27 protein-coding genes and 1 tRNA gene are annotated in these 23,665 nt (G+C 52.0%); 24 read left to right on the forward strand and 4 right to left on the reverse strand.

Annotated features, from left to right (window positions below; all coding sequences use genetic code 11):
• The first annotated feature begins 42 nt into the window (after positions 1 to 42).
• The 16 genes from sdhA (at position 43) to QWT68_RS03465 (ending at position 12,366) form a co-directional block, all read left to right on the forward strand.
• A complete protein-coding gene (gene sdhA, locus QWT68_RS03390; RefSeq protein ID WP_290149537.1) occupies positions 43 to 1,791 on the forward strand; it encodes a succinate dehydrogenase flavoprotein subunit in 1,749 nt (582 codons plus the stop codon).
• Between the two features lie 53 nt (positions 1,792 to 1,844).
• Positions 1,845 to 2,645, forward strand: a complete 801-nt coding sequence (gene sdhB, locus QWT68_RS03395) for a succinate dehydrogenase iron-sulfur subunit (RefSeq protein WP_052461733.1) — start codon at positions 1,845 to 1,847, stop codon at positions 2,643 to 2,645.
• 482 nt (positions 2,646 to 3,127) lie between these two features.
• A complete protein-coding gene (locus QWT68_RS03400; RefSeq protein ID WP_290149541.1) occupies positions 3,128 to 3,583 on the forward strand; it encodes an acyl-CoA thioesterase in 456 nt (151 codons plus the stop codon).
• A 61-nt stretch (positions 3,584 to 3,644) separates the two neighbouring features.
• Positions 3,645 to 3,869 carry a helix-turn-helix domain-containing protein gene (locus QWT68_RS03405; protein ID WP_040286256.1) on the forward strand — a complete coding sequence of 75 codons (225 nt, stop codon included), beginning with the start codon at positions 3,645 to 3,647 and terminating at the stop codon, positions 3,867 to 3,869.
• 122 nt (positions 3,870 to 3,991) lie between these two features.
• Positions 3,992 to 4,381, forward strand: coding sequence for an RDD family protein (locus QWT68_RS03410; RefSeq protein WP_040286257.1), 390 nt, complete (start codon positions 3,992 to 3,994; stop codon positions 4,379 to 4,381).
• A gap of 102 nt (positions 4,382 to 4,483) precedes the next feature.
• Positions 4,484 to 4,939 carry a MarR family winged helix-turn-helix transcriptional regulator gene (locus tag QWT68_RS03415; RefSeq protein ID WP_040286258.1) on the forward strand — a complete coding sequence of 152 codons (456 nt, stop codon included), beginning with the start codon at positions 4,484 to 4,486 and terminating at the stop codon, positions 4,937 to 4,939.
• A complete protein-coding gene (gene murI / locus QWT68_RS03420; protein WP_290149545.1) occupies positions 4,936 to 5,754 on the forward strand; it encodes a glutamate racemase in 819 nt (272 codons plus the stop codon). The genes QWT68_RS03415 and murI overlap by 4 nt, the downstream gene beginning before the upstream one ends.
• Before the next feature lie 100 nt (positions 5,755 to 5,854).
• Positions 5,855 to 6,613: a ribonuclease PH gene (gene rph, locus QWT68_RS03425; RefSeq protein ID WP_290149547.1), complete on the forward strand. Its 759-nt coding sequence runs from the start codon at positions 5,855 to 5,857 to the stop codon at positions 6,611 to 6,613.
• The gene (locus QWT68_RS03430) at positions 6,610 to 7,224 is read left to right on the forward strand and encodes an XTP/dITP diphosphatase (protein WP_290149549.1); all 615 of its coding nucleotides are present in this window, start codon (positions 6,610 to 6,612) and stop codon (positions 7,222 to 7,224) included. The genes rph and QWT68_RS03430 overlap by 4 nt, the downstream gene beginning before the upstream one ends.
• Positions 7,221 to 7,724: a metallophosphoesterase gene (locus QWT68_RS03435; RefSeq protein WP_290149552.1), complete on the forward strand. Its 504-nt coding sequence runs from the start codon at positions 7,221 to 7,223 to the stop codon at positions 7,722 to 7,724. Before QWT68_RS03430 ends, QWT68_RS03435 begins: the two co-directional genes overlap by 4 nt.
• Positions 7,725 to 7,813: 89 nt before the next feature.
• A tRNA-Arg gene (locus QWT68_RS03440) sits at positions 7,814 to 7,887 on the forward strand.
• A gap of 137 nt (positions 7,888 to 8,024) precedes the next feature.
• Complete coding sequence (locus tag QWT68_RS03445; protein WP_290149554.1) at positions 8,025 to 8,564, forward strand: DUF6241 domain-containing protein; 540 nt, start codon at positions 8,025 to 8,027, stop codon at positions 8,562 to 8,564.
• A 128-nt stretch (positions 8,565 to 8,692) separates the two neighbouring features.
• Positions 8,693 to 9,019: a four-helix bundle copper-binding protein gene (locus tag QWT68_RS03450; RefSeq protein WP_290149556.1), complete on the forward strand. Its 327-nt coding sequence runs from the start codon at positions 8,693 to 8,695 to the stop codon at positions 9,017 to 9,019.
• Positions 9,020 to 9,134: 115 nt separating this feature from the next.
• Positions 9,135 to 9,431, forward strand: a complete 297-nt coding sequence (locus tag QWT68_RS03455) for a metal-sensitive transcriptional regulator (RefSeq protein ID WP_290149559.1) — start codon at positions 9,135 to 9,137, stop codon at positions 9,429 to 9,431.
• Between the two features lie 69 nt (positions 9,432 to 9,500).
• The gene (gene copZ / locus QWT68_RS03460) at positions 9,501 to 9,701 is read left to right on the forward strand and encodes a copper chaperone CopZ (protein WP_290149562.1); all 201 of its coding nucleotides are present in this window, start codon (positions 9,501 to 9,503) and stop codon (positions 9,699 to 9,701) included.
• Between the two features lie 241 nt (positions 9,702 to 9,942).
• Positions 9,943 to 12,366, forward strand: a complete 2,424-nt coding sequence (locus QWT68_RS03465) for a heavy metal translocating P-type ATPase (RefSeq protein ID WP_290149565.1) — start codon at positions 9,943 to 9,945, stop codon at positions 12,364 to 12,366.
• Between the two features lie 85 nt (positions 12,367 to 12,451).
• On the opposite strand, the gene QWT68_RS03470 is transcribed toward QWT68_RS03465, so the two are convergent.
• The gene (locus QWT68_RS03470) at positions 12,452 to 12,736 is read right to left on the reverse strand and encodes a type II toxin-antitoxin system HicB family antitoxin (RefSeq protein WP_290149567.1); all 285 of its coding nucleotides are present in this window, start codon (positions 12,734 to 12,736) and stop codon (positions 12,452 to 12,454) included.
• A gap of 97 nt (positions 12,737 to 12,833) precedes the next feature.
• Positions 12,834 to 13,271: a hypothetical protein gene (locus QWT68_RS03475; protein WP_290149569.1), complete on the reverse strand. Its 438-nt coding sequence runs from the start codon at positions 13,269 to 13,271 to the stop codon at positions 12,834 to 12,836.
• A 262-nt stretch (positions 13,272 to 13,533) separates the two neighbouring features.
• Between QWT68_RS03475 and QWT68_RS03480 the strand changes: the two genes are divergently transcribed.
• The 7 genes from QWT68_RS03480 to QWT68_RS03510 all read left to right on the forward strand — a co-directional run bounded on the left by QWT68_RS03480 (position 13,534) and on the right by QWT68_RS03510 (position 21,016).
• Positions 13,534 to 15,459, forward strand: a complete 1,926-nt coding sequence (locus tag QWT68_RS03480) for a DUF2075 domain-containing protein (RefSeq protein WP_290149571.1) — start codon at positions 13,534 to 13,536, stop codon at positions 15,457 to 15,459.
• A 21-nt stretch (positions 15,460 to 15,480) separates the two neighbouring features.
• Entirely contained in the window at positions 15,481 to 16,221 is a 741-nt protein-coding gene (locus QWT68_RS03485; RefSeq protein ID WP_290149573.1) for a hypothetical protein, read from the forward strand.
• Between the two features lie 134 nt (positions 16,222 to 16,355).
• Positions 16,356 to 16,634, forward strand: a complete 279-nt coding sequence (locus QWT68_RS03490) for a hypothetical protein (RefSeq protein ID WP_290149575.1) — start codon at positions 16,356 to 16,358, stop codon at positions 16,632 to 16,634.
• Between the two features lie 125 nt (positions 16,635 to 16,759).
• The gene (locus QWT68_RS03495; RefSeq protein WP_290149577.1) at positions 16,760 to 17,443 is read left to right on the forward strand and encodes a hypothetical protein; all 684 of its coding nucleotides are present in this window, start codon (positions 16,760 to 16,762) and stop codon (positions 17,441 to 17,443) included.
• Positions 17,444 to 17,574: 131 nt separating this feature from the next.
• The gene (locus QWT68_RS03500) at positions 17,575 to 17,835 is read left to right on the forward strand and encodes a putative periplasmic lipoprotein (RefSeq protein WP_290149580.1); all 261 of its coding nucleotides are present in this window, start codon (positions 17,575 to 17,577) and stop codon (positions 17,833 to 17,835) included.
• Positions 17,836 to 17,953: 118 nt separating this feature from the next.
• Complete coding sequence (locus QWT68_RS03505) at positions 17,954 to 18,718, forward strand: AIM24 family protein (RefSeq protein WP_290149581.1); 765 nt, start codon at positions 17,954 to 17,956, stop codon at positions 18,716 to 18,718.
• Positions 18,719 to 18,958: 240 nt separating this feature from the next.
• On the forward strand, positions 18,959 to 21,016 hold the full coding sequence (locus tag QWT68_RS03510; RefSeq protein WP_290149582.1) for a transglycosylase domain-containing protein: 2,058 nt from the start codon (positions 18,959 to 18,961) through the stop codon (positions 21,014 to 21,016).
• 173 nt (positions 21,017 to 21,189) lie between these two features.
• Here QWT68_RS03510 and QWT68_RS03515 read toward each other — a convergent pair whose 3' ends face one another.
• On the reverse strand, positions 21,190 to 22,038 hold the full coding sequence (locus QWT68_RS03515) for an aldo/keto reductase (protein ID WP_290149583.1): 849 nt from the start codon (positions 22,036 to 22,038) through the stop codon (positions 21,190 to 21,192).
• 198 nt (positions 22,039 to 22,236) lie between these two features.
• Here QWT68_RS03515 and QWT68_RS03520 point away from each other — a divergent pair, with 198 nt between their 5' ends.
• Positions 22,237 to 23,043 (forward strand): aldo/keto reductase family protein, encoded by an 807-nt coding sequence (locus tag QWT68_RS03520; RefSeq protein ID WP_290149585.1) that lies wholly within the window; start codon positions 22,237 to 22,239, stop codon positions 23,041 to 23,043.
• A gap of 88 nt (positions 23,044 to 23,131) precedes the next feature.
• Here QWT68_RS03520 and QWT68_RS03525 read toward each other — a convergent pair whose 3' ends face one another.
• The gene (locus QWT68_RS03525) at positions 23,132 to 23,560 is read right to left on the reverse strand and encodes a HEAT repeat domain-containing protein (protein WP_290149586.1); all 429 of its coding nucleotides are present in this window, start codon (positions 23,558 to 23,560) and stop codon (positions 23,132 to 23,134) included.
• Positions 23,561 to 23,665 lie beyond the last annotated feature (105 nt).

The following is a 23,665-nucleotide window of genomic DNA, read 5'->3' on the forward strand; positions in this document are numbered from 1 at the left end:
AACAATTTTGTAATCATGTAAATTTTGAGGAGTGAAACAACTATGTCAAAAGGCAGAGTGATTGTCGTAGGCGGCGGTCTCGCCGGACTTATGGCAACCATCAAGGCATCAGAAGAAGGCGTCGGAGTCGACTTGTTTTCCCTCGTACCTGTTAAACGTTCCCACTCCGTCTGTGCCCAGGGCGGTATCAACGGTGCGGTGAATACGAAAGGGGAAGGCGACTCCCCATGGATCCACTTTGACGATACGGTATATGGCGGGGACTTCCTGGCCAACCAGCCTCCGGTAAAAGCGATGGCGGACGCGGCACCGAGTATCATCCACCTGTTCGACCGGATGGGCGTCATGTTCAACCGGACACCGGAAGGCCTTCTTGACTTCCGCCGTTTCGGCGGAACGATGCACCACCGTACGGCATATGCCGGCGCGACAACGGGACAGCAGCTCCTGTATGCATTGGACGAGCAGGTCCGTGCACAGGAAGTCGCAGGTCTTGTGCAGAAGTATGAACACTGGGAATTCCTTGGTGTGGTACTTGACGAAGAAGGCATCTGCCGCGGAATCCGTGCGCAGGACCTCCGGACAATGGAAATCAAAGCATTCCCTGCGGATGCGGTCATCATGGCGACCGGCGGACCGGGAATCATCTTCGGGAAGTCGACGAACTCGGTCATCAATACAGGATCGGCCGCTTCGATCGTCTACCAGCAGGGTGCGAAATATGCGAACGGCGAATTCATCCAAATCCACCCGACTGCGATTCCGGGAGACGACAAACTGCGTCTCATGAGTGAATCCGCACGTGGGGAAGGCGGACGGATCTGGACGTACAAAGACGGCAAGCCTTGGTACTTCCTCGAAGAGAAATACCCGGCATACGGTAACCTCGTGCCGCGGGATATCGCGACACGTGAGATCTTCGACGTCTGTGTGAACCAGAAGCTCGGCATCAACGGCGAGAACATGGTCTATCTCGACCTGTCCCATAAAGATCCGCATGAGCTTGACGTCAAACTCGGCGGCATCATCGAAATCTACGAGAAGTTCACAGGCGAAGATCCGCGCAAAGTGCCGATGAAGATCTTCCCGGCAGTCCATTACTCAATGGGCGGACTGTGGGTCGACTACGAACAGCACACGTCCATCCCAGGATTGTTTGCGGCGGGTGAATGTGACTACTCACAGCATGGCGGAAACCGTCTCGGTGCGAACTCCCTCCTTTCTGCGGTATACGGCGGTATGCTCGCAGGACCGGAAGCCGTCAAGTACATGAAAGGTCTCAAGACATCTGCGGATGATCTGCCTTCCAAGATCTTCGACGACGCGGTCAAAGAAGAGCAGGAGAAGTGGGATAAAATCATCAGCATGAAGGGGACCGAGAATGCATATGTCATTCACCGGGAACTTGGCGAGCTGATGACGGAGAACGTGACCGTTGTCCGGTACAACGATCGTCTCGAGGCGACAGACAAGAAGATCCAGGAGCTCCTCGAGCGCTGGGAAAACATCGATATGACAGATACGCAGCAGTGGTCCAACCAAGGCGCAACGTTTACGCGTCAGCTGAAAAACATGCTATACTTGGCACGGGTCATCACACTCGGTGCCCTGAAACGTGACGAAAGCCGCGGCGCGCATTACAAGCCGGACTTCCCGGAACGTGACGACGAGAACTTCCTGAAAACGACGATTGCCCAGTTCGACGGAAAGTCCGCACCGATCATCTCTTACGAAGAGGTCGATACATCCCTGATCCCGCCTCGTAAGCGCGACTATACGTCAGCCCACTAAGTGCCCGGCGTATCGCTGCACGATTATTCCGCATCGAAAGGAGACTGACGGAAATGAGTGAACAACAAACCGCTGTCGCAGAAAAGACAGCACCCGGTAAAACAGTTATTTTCGAAATCCAGCGTCAGGATACACCTGAATCCGCGCCATACATGGAGTCTTTCGAAATCCCATATAAGCCTAACATGAACGTCATTTCCGCTCTGATGGAAATCCGGAGGAACCCGGTCAATTCGAAGGGCGAGAAAACTACACCGATCAACTGGGACATGAACTGTCTCGAGGAAGTATGCGGTGCCTGCTCGATGGTCATCAACGGCCGTCCGCGCCAGTCGTGTACAGCCCTCGTCGATCAGCTCACACAGCCGATCAAACTGGAGCCGATGCGCACATTCCCGGTTGTCCGTGACTTGATGGTCGACCGTGAAGGCATGTTCGACTCCCTCAAGAAAATCAAAGCATGGGTTCCGATTGACGGAACGTACGATCTCGGTGAAGGTCCCCGTATGCCGGAGCGCAAGCGCCAGTGGGCATACGAGCTGTCGAAATGCATGACATGCGGCGTCTGCCTCGAGGCATGCCCGAACGTCAACGACTCGACAAACTTCATGGGGCCGTTCGCGATTTCGCAAGTCCGCCTGTTCAACACGCATCCAACTGGCGCGAAGAACAAAGATGAGCGTCTCGCAGCGTTGATGACAGACGGAGGCCTCGCCGAGTGCGGGAACTCCCAGAACTGTGTCGTGGCTTGCCCGAAAGGTATTCCATTGACGACGTCCATCGCATCCATGAACCGTGCAACAACGGTTCAGATGTTCAAGAACTTCTTCGGAAGCGACCATATGGTGGACTGATCCCCGCCAGTCCAACACCCGGATTGCCAGCTGTTCGCTGGCCGTCCGGGTGTTTTTCTTTCGTTGAATGGGGGGCAAGGCGGCCTGCGCTCATAAACCGGGTCATTCCGCTCATAAAAAAGAGTTTTTGCTCATAAATCCCGGAATCTGCTCATAAAAAGCGATTACCGCTCATAAATCTCCAGTAGTGATCATTAAACTAAAATAGCGCTCATAAACTTGTCCAAACCGCTCATAAAGACGTCCATTCCAAAAAAAGTTTCAACCCCTTAGCTTGCCGGCTCCGCTGCGCTCCGCATTTCCTGTGGAACACCCAAGGCGATGGAGCCGTCATCGACTTCCGCGGCTCAACTCGCATGCCTCGTACAGCCTGTGCCGCGTATAATGCACTTGACAAGTCAATCTCACTTCTTATTTTCAGATAACTTTGCTATACTGATAAATGAATGAGTATTCACTTATCAGACTGGGGGGCGTTTTGATTGAAACAGACGTATATTGAGAACCTCGAAGAGTGGCAGGAGGGCTTTCGGTTCTCTGTGCCGATCCGTGTCCGTTTTTCCGAGACGGATATGTTCGGCCATTTGAACAATACCGTGACATTCGCCTATTTCGAGCAGGCGCGCATCGACTATCTTAAACATATCGGTCTCATGAATGACTGGCTCGATCCGGACGGCGACTGCATCCCTGTCGTCGCCGATCTCCAATGCGATTATGTGAAACAAGTGTTTTTCGATGAAACGGTGGACGTTCATGTCAAAGCCGGTTCGATCGGACGAAGTTCCGTCGATATCCATTACATGGGGAAGAACGAAAAGGGAGACATCGTTTTCACAGGGCGCGGTGCCATGGTGCAGATTTCCAAGAAAACCGGGTCGGGTGTTCCGTGGAGTGAACACGAGAAAGAGCAATTCTGCGAGAAAACCAGGAACTGAGCCGGCACAGCCTCTCCACAGTTGGAATACTGTAAAGAGAAACCGATGGGAGGGGCGCGTCTTGAATGAGGAGTTTAGCAGCCGTTCTGTGCTGACGGGCAGGGAACGGCAAATATTCACGCTGCTGATTGCCGATCACACAACAAAAGAGATTGCCGGCGAATTGGGCATCAGTGAAAAAACAGTTCGGAATCATATTTCGAACACCATCCAGAAACTTGGGGTCTCTGGCAGAGCCCAGGCGATGATCGAATTGATCCGGCTCGGTGAATTGAGCATTGATTGACCGCAAAGCGGGTATGGAAGACTGCAGAGATGTCTGCAGTCTTTTTTCGTGATTCGGAAGAATATCGGACAGATCTGGTATACTTCATTTTGAACCAATATACAAGTCGAGGAGGAGAAAAGATGAAAGAAATTACAAAAAAGCGTCTGAAAGCATACATGATCGATCATGCCGTCAACGCAGCGGTCACGGCATTCACAGAATACCTGCTGCGGAAGAAAGTGAAAAGTGAAGCGGTCCATAACCTGGTGACGCCGTCCGTCATCGCGGGAACCCTCGAATTCGCCCAGCTGTATACGAAAGGGCAGACGGTCGGCTACAGGCTCACCGGACTCCAGCTTGAGGATGAAAACGGCGGAAAACCATCCGGCGTCCAGATCGCCAAACGGATCGTCTACCGGGAGTCCGTCAGCGGCATCCAGTACTTCACACATCGGAAGACGTTCGAACAGGAAGGCGGCAGACAGCTTCCGCAAGACCGCTTCGCCGGCACGATCGTCGAGGAAGCGTGACTTACAGGCACACCGAAAACCCATGAGTTTGACATAACTATTGCTTTTTCCCCGGGTTAAGAGGAAAATAATAAGCAAACTCATGACTTGGAGTGGGTACTGATGACTGAAAACATGGACACGAAACAAGAAGAAATCCACCGAATGGAAAAGGATCTGCGCTACATCGCCGCGATCATCAAGCAGCAGGGGCGCAAAATCCTCAGCAATTATACGATTACGCCGCCGCAGTTCGTCGCCCTGCAGTGGCTGTTCGAGCATGGGGATATGACGATCGGCGATCTGTCGAACAAAATGTATCTAGCTTTCAGCACGACGACGGACCTCGTCGACCGGATGGAGAAAAACGAACTCGTCAAGCGGGTGAGGGATGACAAGGACCGCCGTGTCGTCCGCATCCATCTGCTCGAAGAAGGCGGGCGCGTCATCCAGGAAGTGATCGACAAGCGGCGTCAGTACCTGGAGGATGTCATGAAGGACTTCAGTGAAGAGGAACTCCGGTCATTCACGGATCTGCTGTCGAAACTTCACGTGGAAATGAGCCCGGAACCGAAATGAGCGGGACAGCGGACTACCCGATCGGCATCATCGATTCAGGAGTGGGCGGCCTGACCGTCATGAAAGAACTGCTGGAACGGATGCCGGAGGAGAACTTCATCTACATCGGGGACGACGCCCGCTGTCCGTACGGCAGCCGGTCTCCGCAAGAGATCATCCGCTTTACGAAGCAGCTGATCGGCGCACTCGACCGGTTCGGCGTCAAGCTCGCCGTCATCGCCTGCAACACGGCGACAGCATTCGCCCTCGATCACGTGCGGCCGCTGTTCACATTCCCGATTATCGGCGTCATCGACCCGGGCGCACGCACAGCTGTCCGTAAGTCGGATACGAAACGGATCGCTGTGCTCGGCACGATCGGCACCGTGAAGAGCGGTGCGTACCGCGAGGCGATACACGGCCTTTCACCGCATGCGGACGTCCTGCAGCTCGCCTGTCCGACGTTCGTGCCGCTCGTGGAACAGGCAGTCTACAAGACACAAACGGCCGACGAGGCGGTGAAGCAGGCGCTCCTGCCGCTGCAGAGCGAATCGTTCGACACCGTCATTTTAGGCTGCACGCATTTCCCGCTGCTCGCTCCGTTCATCCGGAAGCATCTGCCGGACGGGACGGCACTCGTGACGTCAGGTGCCGCAACTGCGGATACGGTCATACAGCTCCTGGAGGCTGAGGGAAACAGGCGGCAGAGCGATGAACGCGGAAGTTCGCGTTTCTATACGACGGGAAACCCTGAGCATTTCAGGACAATCACGGCGGACTGGCTCGGCATACAATCACCTGCTGTCGGCCGGCTGACGCTCCCCGTACCGCAATAATAGCAGAACATTCCGCCCGGTGTGCTCCTCCGCCGGGCTTTTGCGCGGGTTCCGATGGGTATGCTAAAATGGACGAATGAAAAGAAAGAGGGTATGTGATTTGAGACACGACGGACGAACGAACAACGAACTGAGAAACGTAACGATAGAAAAGGACTTCCTGCTGCACCCGGAAGGCTCGGTGCTCATCACGGTCGGCAATACGAAAGTGATCTGCACGGCATCCGTCGAAGACCGTGTACCGCCATTCCTGCGGGGCAGCGGCAAAGGCTGGGTCACCGCGGAGTATTCGATGCTGCCGCGTGCCACCGGCCAGCGCACGCAGCGTGAAGCGTCACGGGGCAAGATCGGCGGACGCACGATGGAGATCCAGCGGCTCATCGGCCGGGCGCTCCGCTCCGTCATCGACCTTGAGGCACTCGGCGAGCGCACGATCTGGATCGACTGCGACGTCATCCAGGCGGACGGCGGCACACGCACCGCATCGATCACGGGCGCATTCGTCGCGATGGCGATGGCTGCGGCGGGTGTTGCAGCCGACAAGAAGCTCGCGAAATTCCCGATCCGGCAGTACCTCGCGGCGACGAGCGTCGGAAAGAAAGAGGACGGGGAGCTGATCCTGGACCTTGACTACGTGGAGGACTCATCGGCAGCCGTCGACATGAACGTCGTCATGACGAGCGCCGGTGAATTCGTCGAGCTGCAGGGGACTGGTGAGGAATCGACATTCACCCGTGCGGAGATGAACGGCCTGCTGGACTTGGCGGAAGCCGGGATCGCCCAGCTGATCGGTCTGCAGAAAGAAGCACTCGGCCCGATCTGCGCACAAATCGAATCACACGAGGAGGCAGCGCAATGAAGGAAGTATTGATCGCAACGAACAATAAGGGCAAAGTCAAGGACTTCGAAGTGCTGTTCAAGCCGCACGGCATCACCGTCCGCTCGCTCCAGGACCTGGACGAGCCGATCGAAGTGGAGGAGACGGGGACGACATTCGAGGAGAATGCGATCCTGAAGGCGGAAGAAACCGCCAAGCTCCTGAACACATGGGTCATTTCGGACGACAGCGGCCTTGAAATCGATGCGCTGAACGGCGAGCCCGGTGTCTACTCCGCCCGGTATGCAGGCGAACCGAAAGACGACCAGGCCAACATTGACAAAGCGCTGACCAACCTGGAAGGCGTCCCGGAAGGCTCACGTCAGGCACGCTTCCGCTGTGTGCTGGCGATCGCAGGACCGGGCATGGAGACGCAGACGTTCTCCGGCAGCTGTGAAGGGAACATCCTGTTTGAACGCCGTGGCAAGGGCGGATTCGGGTACGATCCGATCTTCTACGTCCCGCAGGCGCGCAAGTCGATGGGGGAGATGACGCCGACGGAGAAGGCGGAGTACTCCCACCGCGGGGAAGCGATGCGGAAATTCGAAGCGGAACTGCCGAAACTGGTGAGCGAAGCGGGCGAGCGCCAGTGAAACTGGTCGTATTAAGCGATTCGCATAGCGATACGAAGACGATCGAGGCGATCCGCCGCCGGGAGACCGATGCAGACGCCGTCTTCCATTGCGGCGACAGCGAGCTCACGTCCGACGCACAGGTGCTGGAAGGCATACGGATCGTCCAGGGCAACTGTGACTGGGGCGCACGCTTTGAAGACGCCATACGGGCCGATGTGGCGGGCAGACGGGTGCTCATGGTGCACGGCCACCGGCACGGCGTCAAAGAGTCGCTGCTGCAGCTGAAATACGCAGCAGCCGAAGCCGGCGCAGACATCGTCCTGTTCGGCCACTCCCACCTGTATGGCGCAGAACGCGAAGACGGCTTGCTTTACGTCAATCCGGGCAGCACCGTGCAGCCGAGGGGCGGCCGGGCAGCGACCTACGCGGTCATTGAAGACGGTGACGCACTCACCGTGACGTTCAAGGATCCGCTCAGCGGAGCGGTCGTCGAGACCGCACAATTCAGCCTCCGCTAATTTACTATTGACTTCACACCCAGCTTTGCCTATAATAAAACCTGTCGTTCCGATCACAACCAGATCTTCACAACTCAGGGAACGCAGTTGTCTCAGTAGCTCAGCTGGATAGAGCAACGCCCTTCTAAGGCGTCGGTCGGGGGTTCGAATCCCTCCTGGGACGTATAAACTATCTGAAACAGCTTCTCAATTCAAATTTGAGAAGCTGTTTTTATGTCCTTGGCAACTTATAAAAAAGGCAAGACCTGGATAGGGCCAGTATGAAAACGACCGTTGAGTTCCACATCTTGGTGTATTAGGATGGAGGGGGAGGAGTTCTATGAAAAAACACTCATCATACTGGGCGTCGTCCTTATCGGTGCGGCAGCCTATTTCCTCATCAATGAGCCAGGGAAAGACCGTGTGACCATCAAGAAAACAAACCGGCCGACAGAAAATAGCGGTAAGGCCCCCATTCTGACAATCGAGGAAGACAGGGATGTCCCTGTGGAAGAGGAATTCCCGGCATCGATGGATCAGTTGGAGGTTGAAAACGCCATCCATGACATGTCCCACCAGAAAGTGAGAGCAGAAGACAAATGGGGGTTCCTGCCGATGACACAGGACAGGGTTGAACGGTTGACAGAGGTTGTAGAGAAGAACAAAAAGAAATACGGAAAAAATGCTGACGTATATTTGGATATACTGCAGCGCTGGTCGAACGATGATTTCTCCGCTGTCGATCAGGATCACAATACAATTTGGGACATGCAAGGCGGCACGGTCGGAAAAGCGACAGGCATTCTGACGATCGAGCAGGAGCAGGAATTCATCAGAAAACACTACAAGACGAACGAGTAACGGCAAGTGACGGCGTGGATAAGCCGTATAAGGAGTTTCTTAGGAGTTTATCCTTTCACGTTTTATGCCATCCTAGCGGGGAAAAGAAAAGCAACACCACTTTTCAACCTAACAGGAGGAGATGTAAAATGGAAACGCAATACAAAGAAGCCCTCTCCGTACTGTCGGAGTGCATCGAGGCGTGCAACAACTGTTTCGACGCGTGCCTGAAGGAAGAGGACGTCAAGATGATGGCGGAGTGCATCCGGCTCGACCGTGAATGTGCCGACGCATGTGCATATGCTGTACAGGCGATCACACGCAACAGCCCGTTCACGAAGCAGATCCTGCAGCTTTGTGCGGATGTCTGTGAGAAGTGCGGCGACGAGTGTGCCAAACACGACCACGACCACTGCAAGCGCTGTGCCGAACACTGCAAGAAGTGTGCGGAAACGTGCCGCAAGCTGGCTGCATAATCCACTTGTAAGACCGGCAGGGGGTATCGTCCCTCTGACGGTTTTTTTAATTAATCCATTCGCTTGTAACCTATCTTCCAGCGTGATAATATAGGGGTATAGGGTATACGAAAGGATGAGCGCCGTGACAGAGACGAACAAGAAGACGGTCCAGCCGAACAAGCAGCAGATGCTGACACGCCTGAAACGGGTCGAAGGCCAGGTACGCGGCGTCCATCAGATGATCGAGAACGACCGGTACTGCGTCGACATCCTCCATCAGATCAGTGCGATCCAGTCGGCCATCAACAAAGTATCGCTCGCGCTGCTGGAAGATCATACGACGCACTGTGTCGCCAATGCTATCAAAGGGCAGAACGGCGACGAGGCGATCGAGGAACTGATGTCGGTGATGAAAACGATGACGAAGTAAGCTGAAGGTTTCCATACCTGGCGAGGGTATGATACAGTGAAACCAATTACCGAAAGGGAGGCAGAACCCATGAAAGAAGTATTGAAAGTAGAAGGTATGTCATGTCAGCATTGCGTCAACGCTGTGGAAACGAATGTAGGAGAAATCTCCGGCGTCTCCTCTGTCAAAGTCGACCTGCCAGCGAAAGAAGTGGCAGTGGAATACGACAATGAGGCAACAATGAAGCAAGTGAAAGAGACGATCGAGGATCAGGGGTACGATGTGGTCTAAGGAAGACCGCTTTCCGCTGCAGACGGATGCTTTCCGCGGGCATGGCATAAGCCGCTTCCCTCGCTGACGCTCAGTCCAGGGTCTTATGCTCATGCTATTCCCGCCGGAGTCACCGTCTTCCGCTGCAAGCTGGAGCGCCCCATCAACGGCAGAACATCAATAATAAAGAATAACCGATTATGCCCACCGCATAATCCTTCTTTTTTGCAAACTATATACCCCCATACAGTATCGAAAGGATGTGAGGGACATGGAAGAAAAGACATTGAAAATCAATGGCATAACGTGCGCGGCATGTGCCAACCGGATCGAGAAAGGGTTGTCCAAGATGGAGGGCGTCGACTCGGCGAACGTCAACTTTGCGCTCGAGAGCACGACCGTCCGCTATGACCCCGAGAAAGCAAACGTCCGGGACTTCACGGAGAAAATCGAGAAACTCGGCTACGGGGTCGTCTTCGACAAAGCCGAATTCGATATCACCGGCATGACGTGCGCCGCATGCGCGAACCGGATTGAAAAACGGATCGCCCGTATGGATGGTGTGGCCGAAGCATCCGTCAACTTCGCGGTGGAAACCCTAACCGTCCGCTACAACGCTGCGGAGACTAACCCGACAGATATGATGGCGGCTGTCCAAAAGATGGGCTATGAGCTCCATCTGCAGACGGAGGATGACCAGAAAATCGACCACAAAGAAGAGGAGATCAAGAAACAGACACGGAAATTCATCTTCTCAGCGATCCTGACCCTGCCACTGCTGTGGACGATGGTCGCGCACTTCGAATTCCTGTCGTTCCTCTACCTGCCCGATATCCTCATGAACCCGTGGGTCCAGCTCGTGCTCGCCACCCCGGTGCAGTTCATCATCGGCGCGCAGTTCTACAAGGGTGCATTCAACGCACTCTGCAACAAGAGCGCCAACATGGACGTCCTCGTCGCGCTCGGTACGAGTGCCGCCTACTTCTACAGCGTCTACCTGCTGATCGAGTGGGTGCAGGGCGGCGGTACCGGTGAACCGATGCTGTATTTCGAGGCATCCGCTGTCATCCTGACCCTCATCCTGCTCGGCAAGCTGTTCGAAGTCCGGGCGAAAGGCAAGACGAGCCAGGCGATCCAGAAACTGCTCGGCCTGCAGGCGAAAACCGCCCGTGTGCTAAAAGACGGCATCGAACAGGAAATTCCGATCGAAGAGGTCCAGGCAGGCGACATCCTGCTCGTCAAACCGGGGGAGAAGATCCCTGCGGACGGCGAGATCATCGCCGGCCAGTCGGCGATCGACGAATCGATGATCACCGGCGAAAGCATCCCGGTCGACAAAGCACCCGGCAGCCAAGTCATCGGCTCGACCATCAACAAAAACGGCTCCCTGCAGATCCGCGCCACCAAAGTCGGCAAGGACAGTGCGCTCGCGCAGATCGTCCGCGTCGTCGAGGAAGCGCAGGGGACCAAAGCGGACATCCAGCGCCTGGCGGACAAAATCTCCGGCGTCTTCGTCCCGATTGTCGTCGGTATCGCGCTCATAACGTTCTTCATCTGGTACTTCGCCGTCACACCGGGCGACTTCCGTTCGGCGATCATCCCGACAATCTCGATCCTCGTCATCGCCTGTCCGTGTGCACTCGGCCTTGCGACACCAACGTCCATCATGGCAGGCTCCGGCCGTGCCGCCGAAATGGGCATGCTGTTCAAAGGCGGCGAGCACCTCGAGAACACCCGGTCGATCGATACCGTCGTGCTGGATAAAACCGGCACTGTCACGAAAGGCGAGCCGTCGCTGACCGACGTGGAAATCCAGGAAGGCTTCAATCAAACCGACGTCCTCCGTTGGACAGCATCCGCGGAAAACCAGTCGGAGCACCCGCTCGCACAAGCAATCACCGCAGGAGTCAAGGAACAGGGCATCGAGCTCGCCCAGCCCGACTCCTTCCAGGCACTGCCCGGCTACGGCATCGAAGCGGCCATCGAAGGGAAGACCATCCTCGTCGGCAACCGCAAGCTGATGACAGGACGCGGCATTGCAATCGACACGATCGAAGCCCGCATGGAACACTTCGAGAATGAAGGGAAGACGGCGATGCTCATCGCAGTCGACAACACACTCGCCGGACTCGTCGCAGTCGCCGACACCGTCAAGGAAACGTCCAAGGACGCGATCGCCCGGCTGCACGCCCTCGGACTCGACGTCATCATGCTGACGGGGGACAACCGGCACACCGCCGAAGCGATCGGCAGCCAGGTCGGCGTGACGCATGTCATCGCGGACGTCCTGCCGGAGGAAAAAGGCGAGCAGATCACCAAGCTGCAGGCACAAGGCAAGAAAGTCGCCATGGTCGGAGACGGTATCAACGACGCACCCGCCCTCGCCTCCGCTGACATCGGCATGGCGATCGGCACAGGCACCGACATCGCCATCGAAGCTGCCGACATCACGCTCATGCGCGGCGACCTGAACAGCGTCGCGGACGCCATCATCATGAGCCGCAAAACGATGCGCAACATCAAACAGAACCTGTTCTTCGCCTTCATCTACAACACCATCGGCATCCCGATCGCAGCACTCGGGCTCCTCGCCCCCTGGGTCGCCGGCGCCGCCATGGCCTTCAGCTCCGTCAGCGTCGTGCTGAACGCATTGCGTCTGCAGCGGGTGACGCTGGAGGAGAAATGAAAACATGCAAAAACCGGACTCGCGTCAATTGCGCGGGTCCGGTTTTGCTATCACTGGGTGAGTGTGTCAGCACGTTCAATACATACTAATTTTGCATCTCCAACCGAAATGGCGACATCCAGACATCAATGGAAACAAGCGTCTGGTTGTCGTCGGTCTGAAGAGCCTCTGCAGGTGTAGGAGAGGGGATCGGTTCCCCGTCCACTTCCATTCCATATAGATGGAGCGACAGCGCTTCTTTTGCCATGAGCATCGCCTCTTCATCAGAGTCGGCACAAGAGAAACAGCCGGGCAGATCGGGGAACGAGATGCTGATGCCGTCATCCGCATAGTCGAAGAGAGCTGGATACAGATATCGATCTTTCTTCACGTAAGACGCCTCCTAAGGTGTACAACTCAAGTATTAGTTCACTGGGTAGATAGTCAAAAACCCGACCCGCCACTAACACGCACGTCCGGTTTTCCAATTATCCCTGCTGGTTACGATAAACGTCCCGCAGATCATCTAGAACCAAATCATGATCAAGCATTTTATGGACCAAGTAATTCACGTCCAAAGCAAGCCCTCTGTTTGTTCTGCGCTGCTCATTAAACCGTTGTGTGACTTCTTCTCGCATTGTGCCGTGTCCATCCTTTAGTATTTCAACGGACGTTTTCACGTCTGCCATGTCGCTTTGCAGATTGGATACATCCGTTTTCATAAGAGGAATATCCTCTTTCACAGCAGCCATATCCGTCTTCAATACATCGACATCTTTCTTGATGTCTGCAAGATCTACTTCGATGTTGGTAACCTTTGCTTCAAGGTTATCGAACCGTCCGTCCATCCGATCCAGCCGCTCATGAATCGGCTGCAGCGAATTGTCCACCACCGTCTTCAGCATCACTGCCAAGTCCTCACTCATGCGAGTCCCTCCTCTCCTGAATGATACAGTCCCTCAAAACGGCTGCTTTGCCCTGGGTATCTGAAAAAGTGTTTCTGTTAATAGTTGAGTCCAGTATAGCATATGACCGTTCTGGAAGAGGACAGCCCGAAGCTAAAAGAGAGAAGTGGAACAACGCATTGACCGACAAAAGACGCAAAAAGGCGAATAGTCCATTGTGACTTCCCAGAATCATTGGTAAGATGTGGATAGATAGTGAAAACTGTACGAAGCGGGTGAGTCCATGATTATCTATGAATCAACAAAAGAGCAGTTTGTCGGCGACGTGGTGAATGAGCTGCTGATCGACCGTCTCTACAATTCCTACCAGCAGAAGATCGGGAAGACCAGCAAGGCGGAAATCAGGTCTTGGGAAAACTCCCTGCAAAAGATGTCCAATGTCATGCAGGACGATGACATTCCAGAGGACACGGCCGTCGCCATCGAGTTCAATATACCGAACACATCAAAGCGAGTGGATTTCCTCGTAGCTGGGAATGACGGCAGTCAGGACCACGTCGTCATTGTGGAACTGAAACAATGGGAGGAAGTCGAGAAAATTCCAACCCGGGATGCAGTAGTCCGAACATATGTCGGGGGCGGGAAACGGGAGCTTGTCCATCCGTCGTACCAGGCATGGTCGTATGCGGCACTCATCGAAGATTTCAATGAAAACGTCCAGACACAACAAATCAGCCTGAAACCGTGTGCGTATCTCCACAATTATAGGAAGACGGAACAAGATCCGCTGACAGACCCACACTACGAGTTTCATATCGAACGTGCCCCAGTCTTCACAAAAGGGGAAATTCAGAAGCTCCGTGCGTTCATCAAGAACTACATCCGGAAAGGCGACCAAAACCGGCTGATCTACCAAATCGAAAACGGTAAGATCAGACCGTCCAAGTCGCTGCAGGATACGCTGAACGCCATGCTTCAAGGTAACGAGGAGTTCGTCATGATCGATGATCAAAAAGTCTTCTACGAAGAAGCACTCCAGCTGGCTCTTGAAAGTGTGCGGACGAGGACGAAACAGGTGATGGTGGTGGAAGGCGGGCCGGGCACCGGAAAATCCGTACTGGCCATCAATCTGCTGGTGAACTTGATCGGAAATGATAAGACAGCGATGTATGTCACCAAAAATGCCGCGCCCCGTAATATCTATTCAACGAAACTGAAAAAGGACTTCAAAAAGTCCCATATCGACAACCTGTTTAAAGGTTCCGGCAGCTTCACGGAATCGGCAACCAACGAATTTGATGTCCTGATCGTCGATGAAGCCCACCGGCTCAATGAGAAATCGGGCATGTTTCAAAACAAAGGGGAGAACCAGGTCAAAGAACTGATTAACGCCTCCCAGTTCACGATTTTTTTCATCGATGAAAACCAGAAAGTGACGCTCAGTGATATCGGCAGTACGGAGACGATCGAAAAGTATGCTAAGGAATATAACGCACAAGTCATCAAGCGGCAGCTCGTCTCTCAATTCCGATGTGACGGATCCGACGGCTACATTGCATGGCTGGATGACGTGCTCGGTATCCGGCATACAGCTAATGCAAACGACCTCGGCATGGACTACGATTTCCGCGTATACGACGACCCGAATGCCATGCTGGCGGACGTCGAGAAGCTGAATGAACGGAACAACAAATCGCGCATGATGGCAGGCTACTGCTGGGAATGGCCTAAAAAGAACCGGCTCGACGTCGAACACCTCGACATCACCTTGCCCGAACACGACTTTGGCATCAGCTGGAACATCGAAAACACCTGGGCTATTGAAAACTCATCCGTTCGGGAAGCAGGCTGCATCCATACTGCACAGGGGCTTGAATTTGATTACGTTGGTGTTCTCGTAGGTGATGACTTACGGATGGAGAACGGCAAGCTCATCACCGACCATACCAAGAGGGCGAAGACCGATCAATCCTTGAAAGGCATCAAGAAGATTGCCAAAGAAGACCCAGACCGAGCCCGCCAGCTCGCTGATCCGCTCATCCGTAACACGTACCGCACGCTCATGACGCGTGGGCAGAAAGGGTGCTTTGTGTATTGCACGGATCCTGAACTGCAGAGTCATTTGAAAGAACGGCTGGCGTTGGTGACAATGTATCGGAGAAAGCGGGAGAAAGATCTGTATTTGGTTGATGAGAGGGAAGGTTATTAAACAACTGTAAATGAAAGTGAATTGTCCAAAGTAATGATGAAGTGTGTCTGTACAAGAAGCATTCATGAATATTTAAACAAACATGTAAGTTTGCTGCACAGGCACTCTGATTTCGATGAAGGGAAATCTGTTTTTACGGATTACGAAAAAGCGGTTAAGAAGTTGTGTGAAGAAGTATTAGATATGCAAAAGCATGACCAAATTGAAGCATTTGAAAAGTACTGGACTTACTATTTTTATGATAGACAGCAAATCACTGGAAATAGCACTATTTTTAAAATTGGTATGGATAAATTTGAAAATATTTATGAAGCTTTTAAAATTGTTGGAGTAAGTGATGAGTATCAACAAAAGCTTAATGATTTTTATTTTGATTATAGAAATTCAAATGAAATAGATCTGTCGTTCATTAAATGTCTCAACTATTCTCCATTAAAATCGGATAAAGAGTTTTTGCAAGTGATCAAATACTTCAATCAACTAAATGTTACCCACAACTATAATAATTCGAAAGAATTTCTTTACTTCATAAATAAATTTATAAGAGGTCTCGGACAGGTGAAATTAATTAATTCCTATAAGTTTTACGAAAAAAATGAATTAGATGATCCGATCAATTTTAAAGTGGAATTAGCTTATATTGAATATAGTTTGGGTCAATTAATCAAAGAAATTAAGAGGATAAAAGGAATATATAATAGATTGAATTTTATAAGTTTTAATGAAATTCTCGAAGAGATTGCGAGATGGGTGCCTGTGTGAGAAACAATCATGAATGTTTAAACAAACACGATAGTTTCACACACAGGCACTCTACACTGATTTTCCATTATAACCCTGTATAATGATGTTAGTCAACAGTTTGTTTTGAAATTTTTTGAAAAGGAGTGAATTTAATGAAAGGAAACGAAACTGAATTACCTTGGTATTTAAAGCAAGGATTTTTCTTGTTAATTGCTTTTTGCTTTGCACCGCTAGCTTATTTAATTGTTATCTTAAACTGGAAACGTCTAGATAAAGAAACCAGAGGAGATCGTTTCTTTGTAGCATCTATATTATTTTTAATTTTCTCTATAAATTTCATGCCACAAAACTCATTAAGAATTTCTCTAGCAATTGGTGTACCTGTTTTGCTTTGGGCTGGTACGTATGCAGTTATGGCAAGAAGACATTAACGAGATGGGTGCCTGTGTGAGAAACAATCATGAATGTTTAAACAAACACGATAGTTTCACACACAGGCACTCTACACTATGATATATGAAATAGTTAAAGCCTAATAAGAATCGAGGTTGCCAATATGATTCGAAACTATTTAAGAAAACTGTTCTCCAGAGATTATGGGCCGTTGGCAGCAGAGTTTGCACAATCATTGGGCTATGAAACATGGAAGGAAGCTCAAGGACGTACGTATGCCATGTTCTTTACTCAAGCGGATGACTTTTGGTTTGCAACCGAACGTCCTGACTGTCACTGGGCAGTGTGGAAAGAAGAAGGGGATATGCCCTATTCGACTGAAGTATTTTCCACAGTGAATGGCGCGATTGAGTATCTATGGGGGTTGTTCGTCGAAAGCGCGTTACCCGAACACCACTGGCTCAATGAAGTGCCCACTACTAAATTAGGAGCTTTAGTGGATCAGGAAACTCAAATACAGATTCTGCTTTATGGGGACGCTTTGAGTTTTGCCTGTGACACCTTGGGCGTGAAAGACATGAGCATTCGTAAATACGCGGAAGTCTTTACTCTCAATACCGATGACGTCTTTGACTACGTCTTGACTAATGGACTTCCGCAAAGCGAGCCGCCAGGAAGCGTTGCGTTGGCTGAAGGCTTCCATTATTATCAGCAAAAAGGGAAATGGATCACTTTTTTCACGGAAAGAGGCAGAACGTTTAACGAAAAGAATTTTGATGACGAGGAAGAAGGCAAACGGTATATCATCACGACCTTGCTTCAGTTAAGTGGCACAGGATTGTATTAGCACTTCCCTCACAACTTCGATGCCTGTGCCCTAAATAATTACATTGTATGGTGACTTGATCATCGCACAATACTATGTAAAAGCGATGAAGGTAGTAGCGAATCCACCGAAATGTAAGAGGAGATAAACCTATGAGAAAAACGTTGCTATTGATCTTATCTGCTTTCTTCTTGTTTGGTTGCAGCCATTCTATCACTGGAGAATTTGCGACTGTTACCCAAGTCAATCAGAATTCTGTCGTTATCGAAAATGGGGGAGGGAAAATTACAGAGGTAGATATCGGCTCCGATTTAGATTTTCCTCTGGAAGAAAACAAGGAATACTTTTTCAGATACGAAACTACCAAAAGAGGGAAATCTACGTTGATTTCTGTAGAGACGATCGTAGACTAAAAGATTTCCTGTATACACTTGTCCCTCTCAATAAGATTCCACGTATCAAACCTTCGCTGTATCTTGCGGCGAAAATTGTGTATCCCCGAAAACGAAATAGATCAGAAAGCGGGCGATTATGATTATAACAATCCGAAATTTTGAAGATAATCCGAATGTAAAAGTCAAAGAGGAGCTCGGCCCATTTAAAGTAGTCGAATTTCAAAGAGAATTAAGCACCGATCGCGCAAGTGCTCAAGCCGCCTATTTTGCGTCTGAAATGAATGTGAGACGACGGCAGCTGGTTTGCGATGTCGGTCAGTCCAACATTACGGTTCAGGCCGGCGCCATGCAATGGATGGCAGGGGATGTGAAAGCGACGACAGGGCTGAAAGGGGTAGGGGACTTTATCGGGAAGACGATTCGCGGCAAAGTGACTAAAGAATCGGCCATCAAACCTGAATATACGGGAACCGGCACACTTGTTTTGGAACCGACGTTCAAGCATATTTTGCTATTGAACGTGGGGGACTGGCATCAGTCACTCGTCATTGAAGACGGACTCTTTTTGGCTTGTGATTCAGGACTCAAACATAAGGCCGTGGTGCGCTCCACTCTTTCTTCTGCCTCATTAGGCGGTGAAGGTCTTTTCAATCTTGGTTTGACCGGACAAGGGACCGTTGCACTGGAATCCTCCATTGCAAGAGAGGAACTAATCGAAATCGAGTTGGACAATGATGAATTGAAGATCGATGGCAATATGGCGATTGCCTGGTCTGGCAGTTTGGACTTCACTGTCGAGCGCTCTGGCAAAACACTTCTGGGTTCCGCCGCTTCTGGTGAAGGATTGGTGAATGTTTACCGCGGCACAGGCAAAGTCTTAATGGCGCCTTTTCTTCCATAGGTACTTTCCGATACCTTTTGTGAAGGTGACTTGTGTGTTAAACAATTGTACACTGTTCATACAACGATCGGTGCCTGTGTGAGAAACTAGCCTGTTTGTTTCTCGCGCGGGTATTTTTATACGTCCACTCGCACATAATCCCCCTAAAGCCAACCCCCGCAACTTTCAAACACCCGTCCTCGTCAATACTATGCTCCACAGTTCGACAAAACTCCACAGTAAAAAAGCAGGGGACCTACTATGAAACGATCCGAATACAAACAATATAAAAAAGAGCATAAGAAAACGATGAAACAGAAACTCAGCCTGAAGAAACGTGTCCTCCGTTTCACGATCATCGGCGCGTTGCTCGCCGCCCTTAGCGCCGTGCTTGTCCTGAATCTGTTCATCGCCTTCAGCGATGTGAGTGAGCTTGACAAGCCGGCGCCGCGGTCGACGGTCATTACCGATCCGGATGGCAACGTGATCCGCAAGGTGTCGAATTCGAAGATTGAAGGGGTCTCGATCGACCAGATTCCGCAGACGCTGCGGGACGCTGTTGTTTCCGTGGAAGATCAGCGGTTCTACAAGCATCATGGCCTCAATTATTTCAGTATGGGGCGTGCGCTTGCCGGGAATGCGCTGAAAGGGAAGATCGTGTCCGGTGGCAGTACGATTACGCAGCAGCTTGCGAAGAATGTGTTTTTGACGCAGGACCGGACGTTTTCCCGGAAGCTGAAGGAGCTGATCCTTGCCAAGAAGATTGAACGCACGTTTTCGAAAGAGGAGATCCTCGAACGGTACTTGAACTACATCTACTTCGGCGACGGGGCGTGGGGTGTCCAGCGTGCGGCGCAGACGTATTTCGGCAAAGACGTCAGTGAGCTGACGCTGAGCGAATCGGCGACGCTTGCCGGGCTCCTCAAAGCGCCGTCTAATTTATCGCCCCGAAAGAACTTGGACAAGTCGGTGGCGCGGCGCAATCTCGTGCTGTCGCTGATGCTGAAGGAACAGTACATCAGTCAGGAAGAGTATGACGCAGCGGTCGGGCAGAAGCTGGAACTGGCTGCGTCGATCGTGCCGAAGGATAATGGGAACTATCCGTATTATATCGACCGTGTTGTCGACGAGGCGGTGGATATGTATGGGCTGACGAAAGATGAAGTGCTGTCGGGCGGGCTGCACATTACGACGGCCATCAATCCGGTCGTCCAGGATGCGCTCGAAGCCGTGTATGCGGATGACGGGAATTTCCCGGAGAGCCCGCCGGATCAGCTGCTGCAGAGTGCTTCTGTCTTCGTGAGTCCGAAAACGGGCGGGATCCTCGCGCTGGTCGGCGGGCGGGGCGAGTATACGCCGGGACGCTTCAATAATGCGACCGAGCTGCTACGGCAGCCTGGATCTGCCTTGAAGCCGCTGGCCGTCTATGCGCCGGCGCTCGAGAAGGGCTACCATATGTCGGATCTGCTGGAGGACGAGCCGATTGATATCGGCGGGTATGCCCCGACCAACATCGATCAGCAGTATCGGGGACATGTGACCCTGTACGAGGCGCTTGTAAATTCGTATAACGTCCCGCCGGTCTGGCTGCTGGATCAGATCGGCATCCAGAACGGCGTCGATGCGGTGGAACGGTTCGGCATCCCATTGACGAAGAAGGACCGTGTACTCGGTCTGGCGCTTGGCGGGCTCGACAAAGGGACGTCTCCGTTGCGGATGGCGCAGGCATTCTCCGCGTTTGCGAATGAGGGCGTGATGGAGGAAGCCCATGCGATCATGGAAATCAAAGACGCGGACGGGAAGGTGCTTGGGACGTGGCAGGGCGAGTCCGTCCAGGTGACGGATGCGGAAGTTGCTGCGCAGATGACGTATATGCTGCAAGGGGCTGTCGAGGAAGGGACAGGTCGGAACGCCCGGATTTCCGGGATGGATGTCGCCGGGAAGACGGGGACGACGCAGCTGCCGATTGAAGGCGTGTCGGGTTCCAAAGATAATTGGTTCGTCGGCTATACGCCGGACATTGCCGGTGCGGTGTGGCTCGGCTATGATAAGACAGACGCCGACCATTATCTGACCTCGACCAGCAGCACGACGGCGTCGCCTATTTTTGCGAAGGTCGTGTCCCGATCTGCAAGTGAACTATCTGGGGAGGCTTTCGACCTGTCGCTGATTGACGATGACATCAAAGATCTGAAGAAGCAGGAGAAAAAGGCGAAGAAGAAACGAAAGAAGGACGAGAAGAAAAAAGAGAAGGACGAGAAGGGGAAAGGGTTCTGGGAGAGCCTTGAAGAGTGGGGGCAGAAGTGGTTCAACGAGTGATGTGGCGCATAATGTACGCCGGCAGATCGATCGCTGCTTGTGTTAATGTCTATATATCAAAAGACGACCTCCATCCGCCGCTGATACTGGCGGATGGAGGACGTCTTTTATTTTTGGTTACCGATGGACAGGCATCCCCTCATGCTCTGGACGATTCGTTACATCACTGCCGATCACTCAAACTCTTCATATTCGTTCGGGTGCTGCCCTTCGACTCGTCCCTCTTCGCCCTTATCCAAGGAATCGATCGTCTGGATATCTTCATCACTCAATTTGAAGTCAAAGACGTCAAGATTCGCTTTTTGATGGTCGTAGGACGATGCTTTCACGATCGGTAAGACGCCATTTTGCAGGTTCCACCGGATGATGATCTGCGCGGGCTCTTTGTTGTATTTCTCAGCGATCGATGCAATGGTATCGTTTGTCAACACGTCATTGATTTCACGGCCTAACGGGCTCCAGGCTTCTGTCAGGATGCCTTGGCTTTTATTGTACTCGACCAATCCATTGTTATTGAAATAGGGATGGCGCTCAATCTGGTTCGTTGCCGGCGTCACACCTGTTTTGTCGATGATCCGCTCGAGGTGTTCCGGCAGGAAGTTCGAGACGCCGATCGTCTTGATCAGTCCGAACTTCTGCGCATCGACGAGCGCCTGCCACGCCTCTTCATACTTGCCTCGCTTTGGCAGCGGCCAGTGGATCAGATATTTATCGAAATAGTCGAGTCCGAGCCGGTACAGCGATTCCTGGATCATGAGGATCGCTTTGTCGTACTCATGGGAATGGCCAGGGAGTTTCGAGCTGATCATCAGTTCTTCCCTCGGGACAGATGACCGCCGGATCGCTTCACCGACCATCCCCTCGTTATTGTAGTTCGTCGACGTATCGATGAGCCGGTAGCCCGCTTCGATGGCGGTTACAACAGACGTGACACCTTGTGCTCCATTGATGTTCACCGTTCCAAAACCAATGGACGGAAGGCTCGTCCCGTCGTTCAACCGATGTGATTGGTCAGTCTTCATTTTAATCCTGCTCCTTTACGATTAGTTTATCTGCAAGTCCGTTCTCTCATTTTCCCTCTATGGGAACTGCCAAACTTCCGGGAACGTCTCGGTTGTGCGATCCATTGAGAAGGTCATTCTATGAATGTTCAGAACAAATCGATTGCCGAAGTACTTCGGAATGCGTAAGATTGGATGTACAGTATAGGAGGGATTCCTTTGGAGACGATCACACTGAATAACGGCATCGAGATTCCCATCATCGGCAGCGGGACGAATACGTACGGAAAAGAAGGAAACGAGTATCGAGGTGCGTTGCGGGGAGATACGCAGGAAGTCGACTGGGCGATTGAAAACGGATACCGTCATTTTGACACGGCGCAAGTCTATAACAACGAAGAAGTGCTTGGTCAGGGGATCGCAAACTCGTCAATTCCGCGAGAGGATTTCTTCATCACGACGAAGCTGAATACATTCGAAGGGTTTGCTGGGGCGGATTGGGCTCATGCTGAAATTGAGAAGAGCTTGGAGAAACTGCAAACGGATACGATCGATCTGTTCCTCATTCACAACCCATGGGACAACCCGGCTGAAATGGTGGAAGCGTGGCAAATCTTAGAAGAGTATTATAAGCGCGGTGTATTCAAGGCGATCGGGGTTTCGAACTTCAAGGAAGAGCACATCGATCTGCTTCTGGAGAAGGGGACTGTGAGGCCGGCTGTGAATCAGATAAAATCGCAGGTCGGCACTTGGAATGACGCGTTCGTTGCCTATAATGCGAAAAACGATATTGCAACGGTCGCCTGGTCGCCGCTCGGCGGAATCGATGAACAGGCGAAGCGGACGCTGGAGGAAATCGGAAGCCAGTACGGGAAGACGTTCGCGCAAGTTGTATTGCGTTACCTGATTGAGCGCGATGTGATCGTCATCCCGAAGTCGCATAACAAAGAGCGGCAAGCACAAAGCCTAGCGATTTTCGACTTTGCCCTCACTGAAAACGATCGCGAACGGATCAGCAGGTTATAAATCCGCTGCGACCTGTAATGTTAAAAAAAGCCATTCTCTCCATAAAAGCGGAGCGAATGGCTTTCCTAATGAATCACAAAACTCTCTCTTACAGTTTTGCCCAGCGTTCTTCTAACCACGTCATGAATTGTTCGCCTTTGTCGCCTTCGTACGCATCATAGACATCCAGCCGCATACGTTTCAATTTGTCTGCGAAGTCGGCCACGGTATGGTCCTTCGGCAGGCTTTTTTTCACCCGCAGAAAGATCTTGTCGGTGTTTTTGATGATGTCAAACCGTGCAGGCGCCGGCTTCTCAACGTTTTCGCCGAACGCGGCCAGTGCGTCATAGGCTGCGGTTTGCACTTGGTAGACCGTATCGTGCTGCATCCGGTTTTTCAGCAGATCGATGACTTTCTCGTGCTGATACGCAGATAATTCTTCGACTGCATGTAAGCGGTCGCGCCAGCTGGACGTGTAATTGGCCTGTTTTTTCAATGCCTCGTAATTTTCGGGTAATGTGGTTTCAAACTGCTTCAAGTCATGCACCTCTTCTTTAATGAATGAGAAATGGATTTCTCTACTGTCTCACTCATTGTACGTTGTTCCGTTCGTAATAGCTATGACTGGTTGTGTGGCTCGAAC

The organism is Sporosarcina trichiuri (genome assembly GCF_030406775.1).
In the GTDB taxonomy this organism is placed as follows: Bacteria; Bacillota; Bacilli; order Bacillales_A; family Planococcaceae; genus Sporosarcina; species Sporosarcina trichiuri.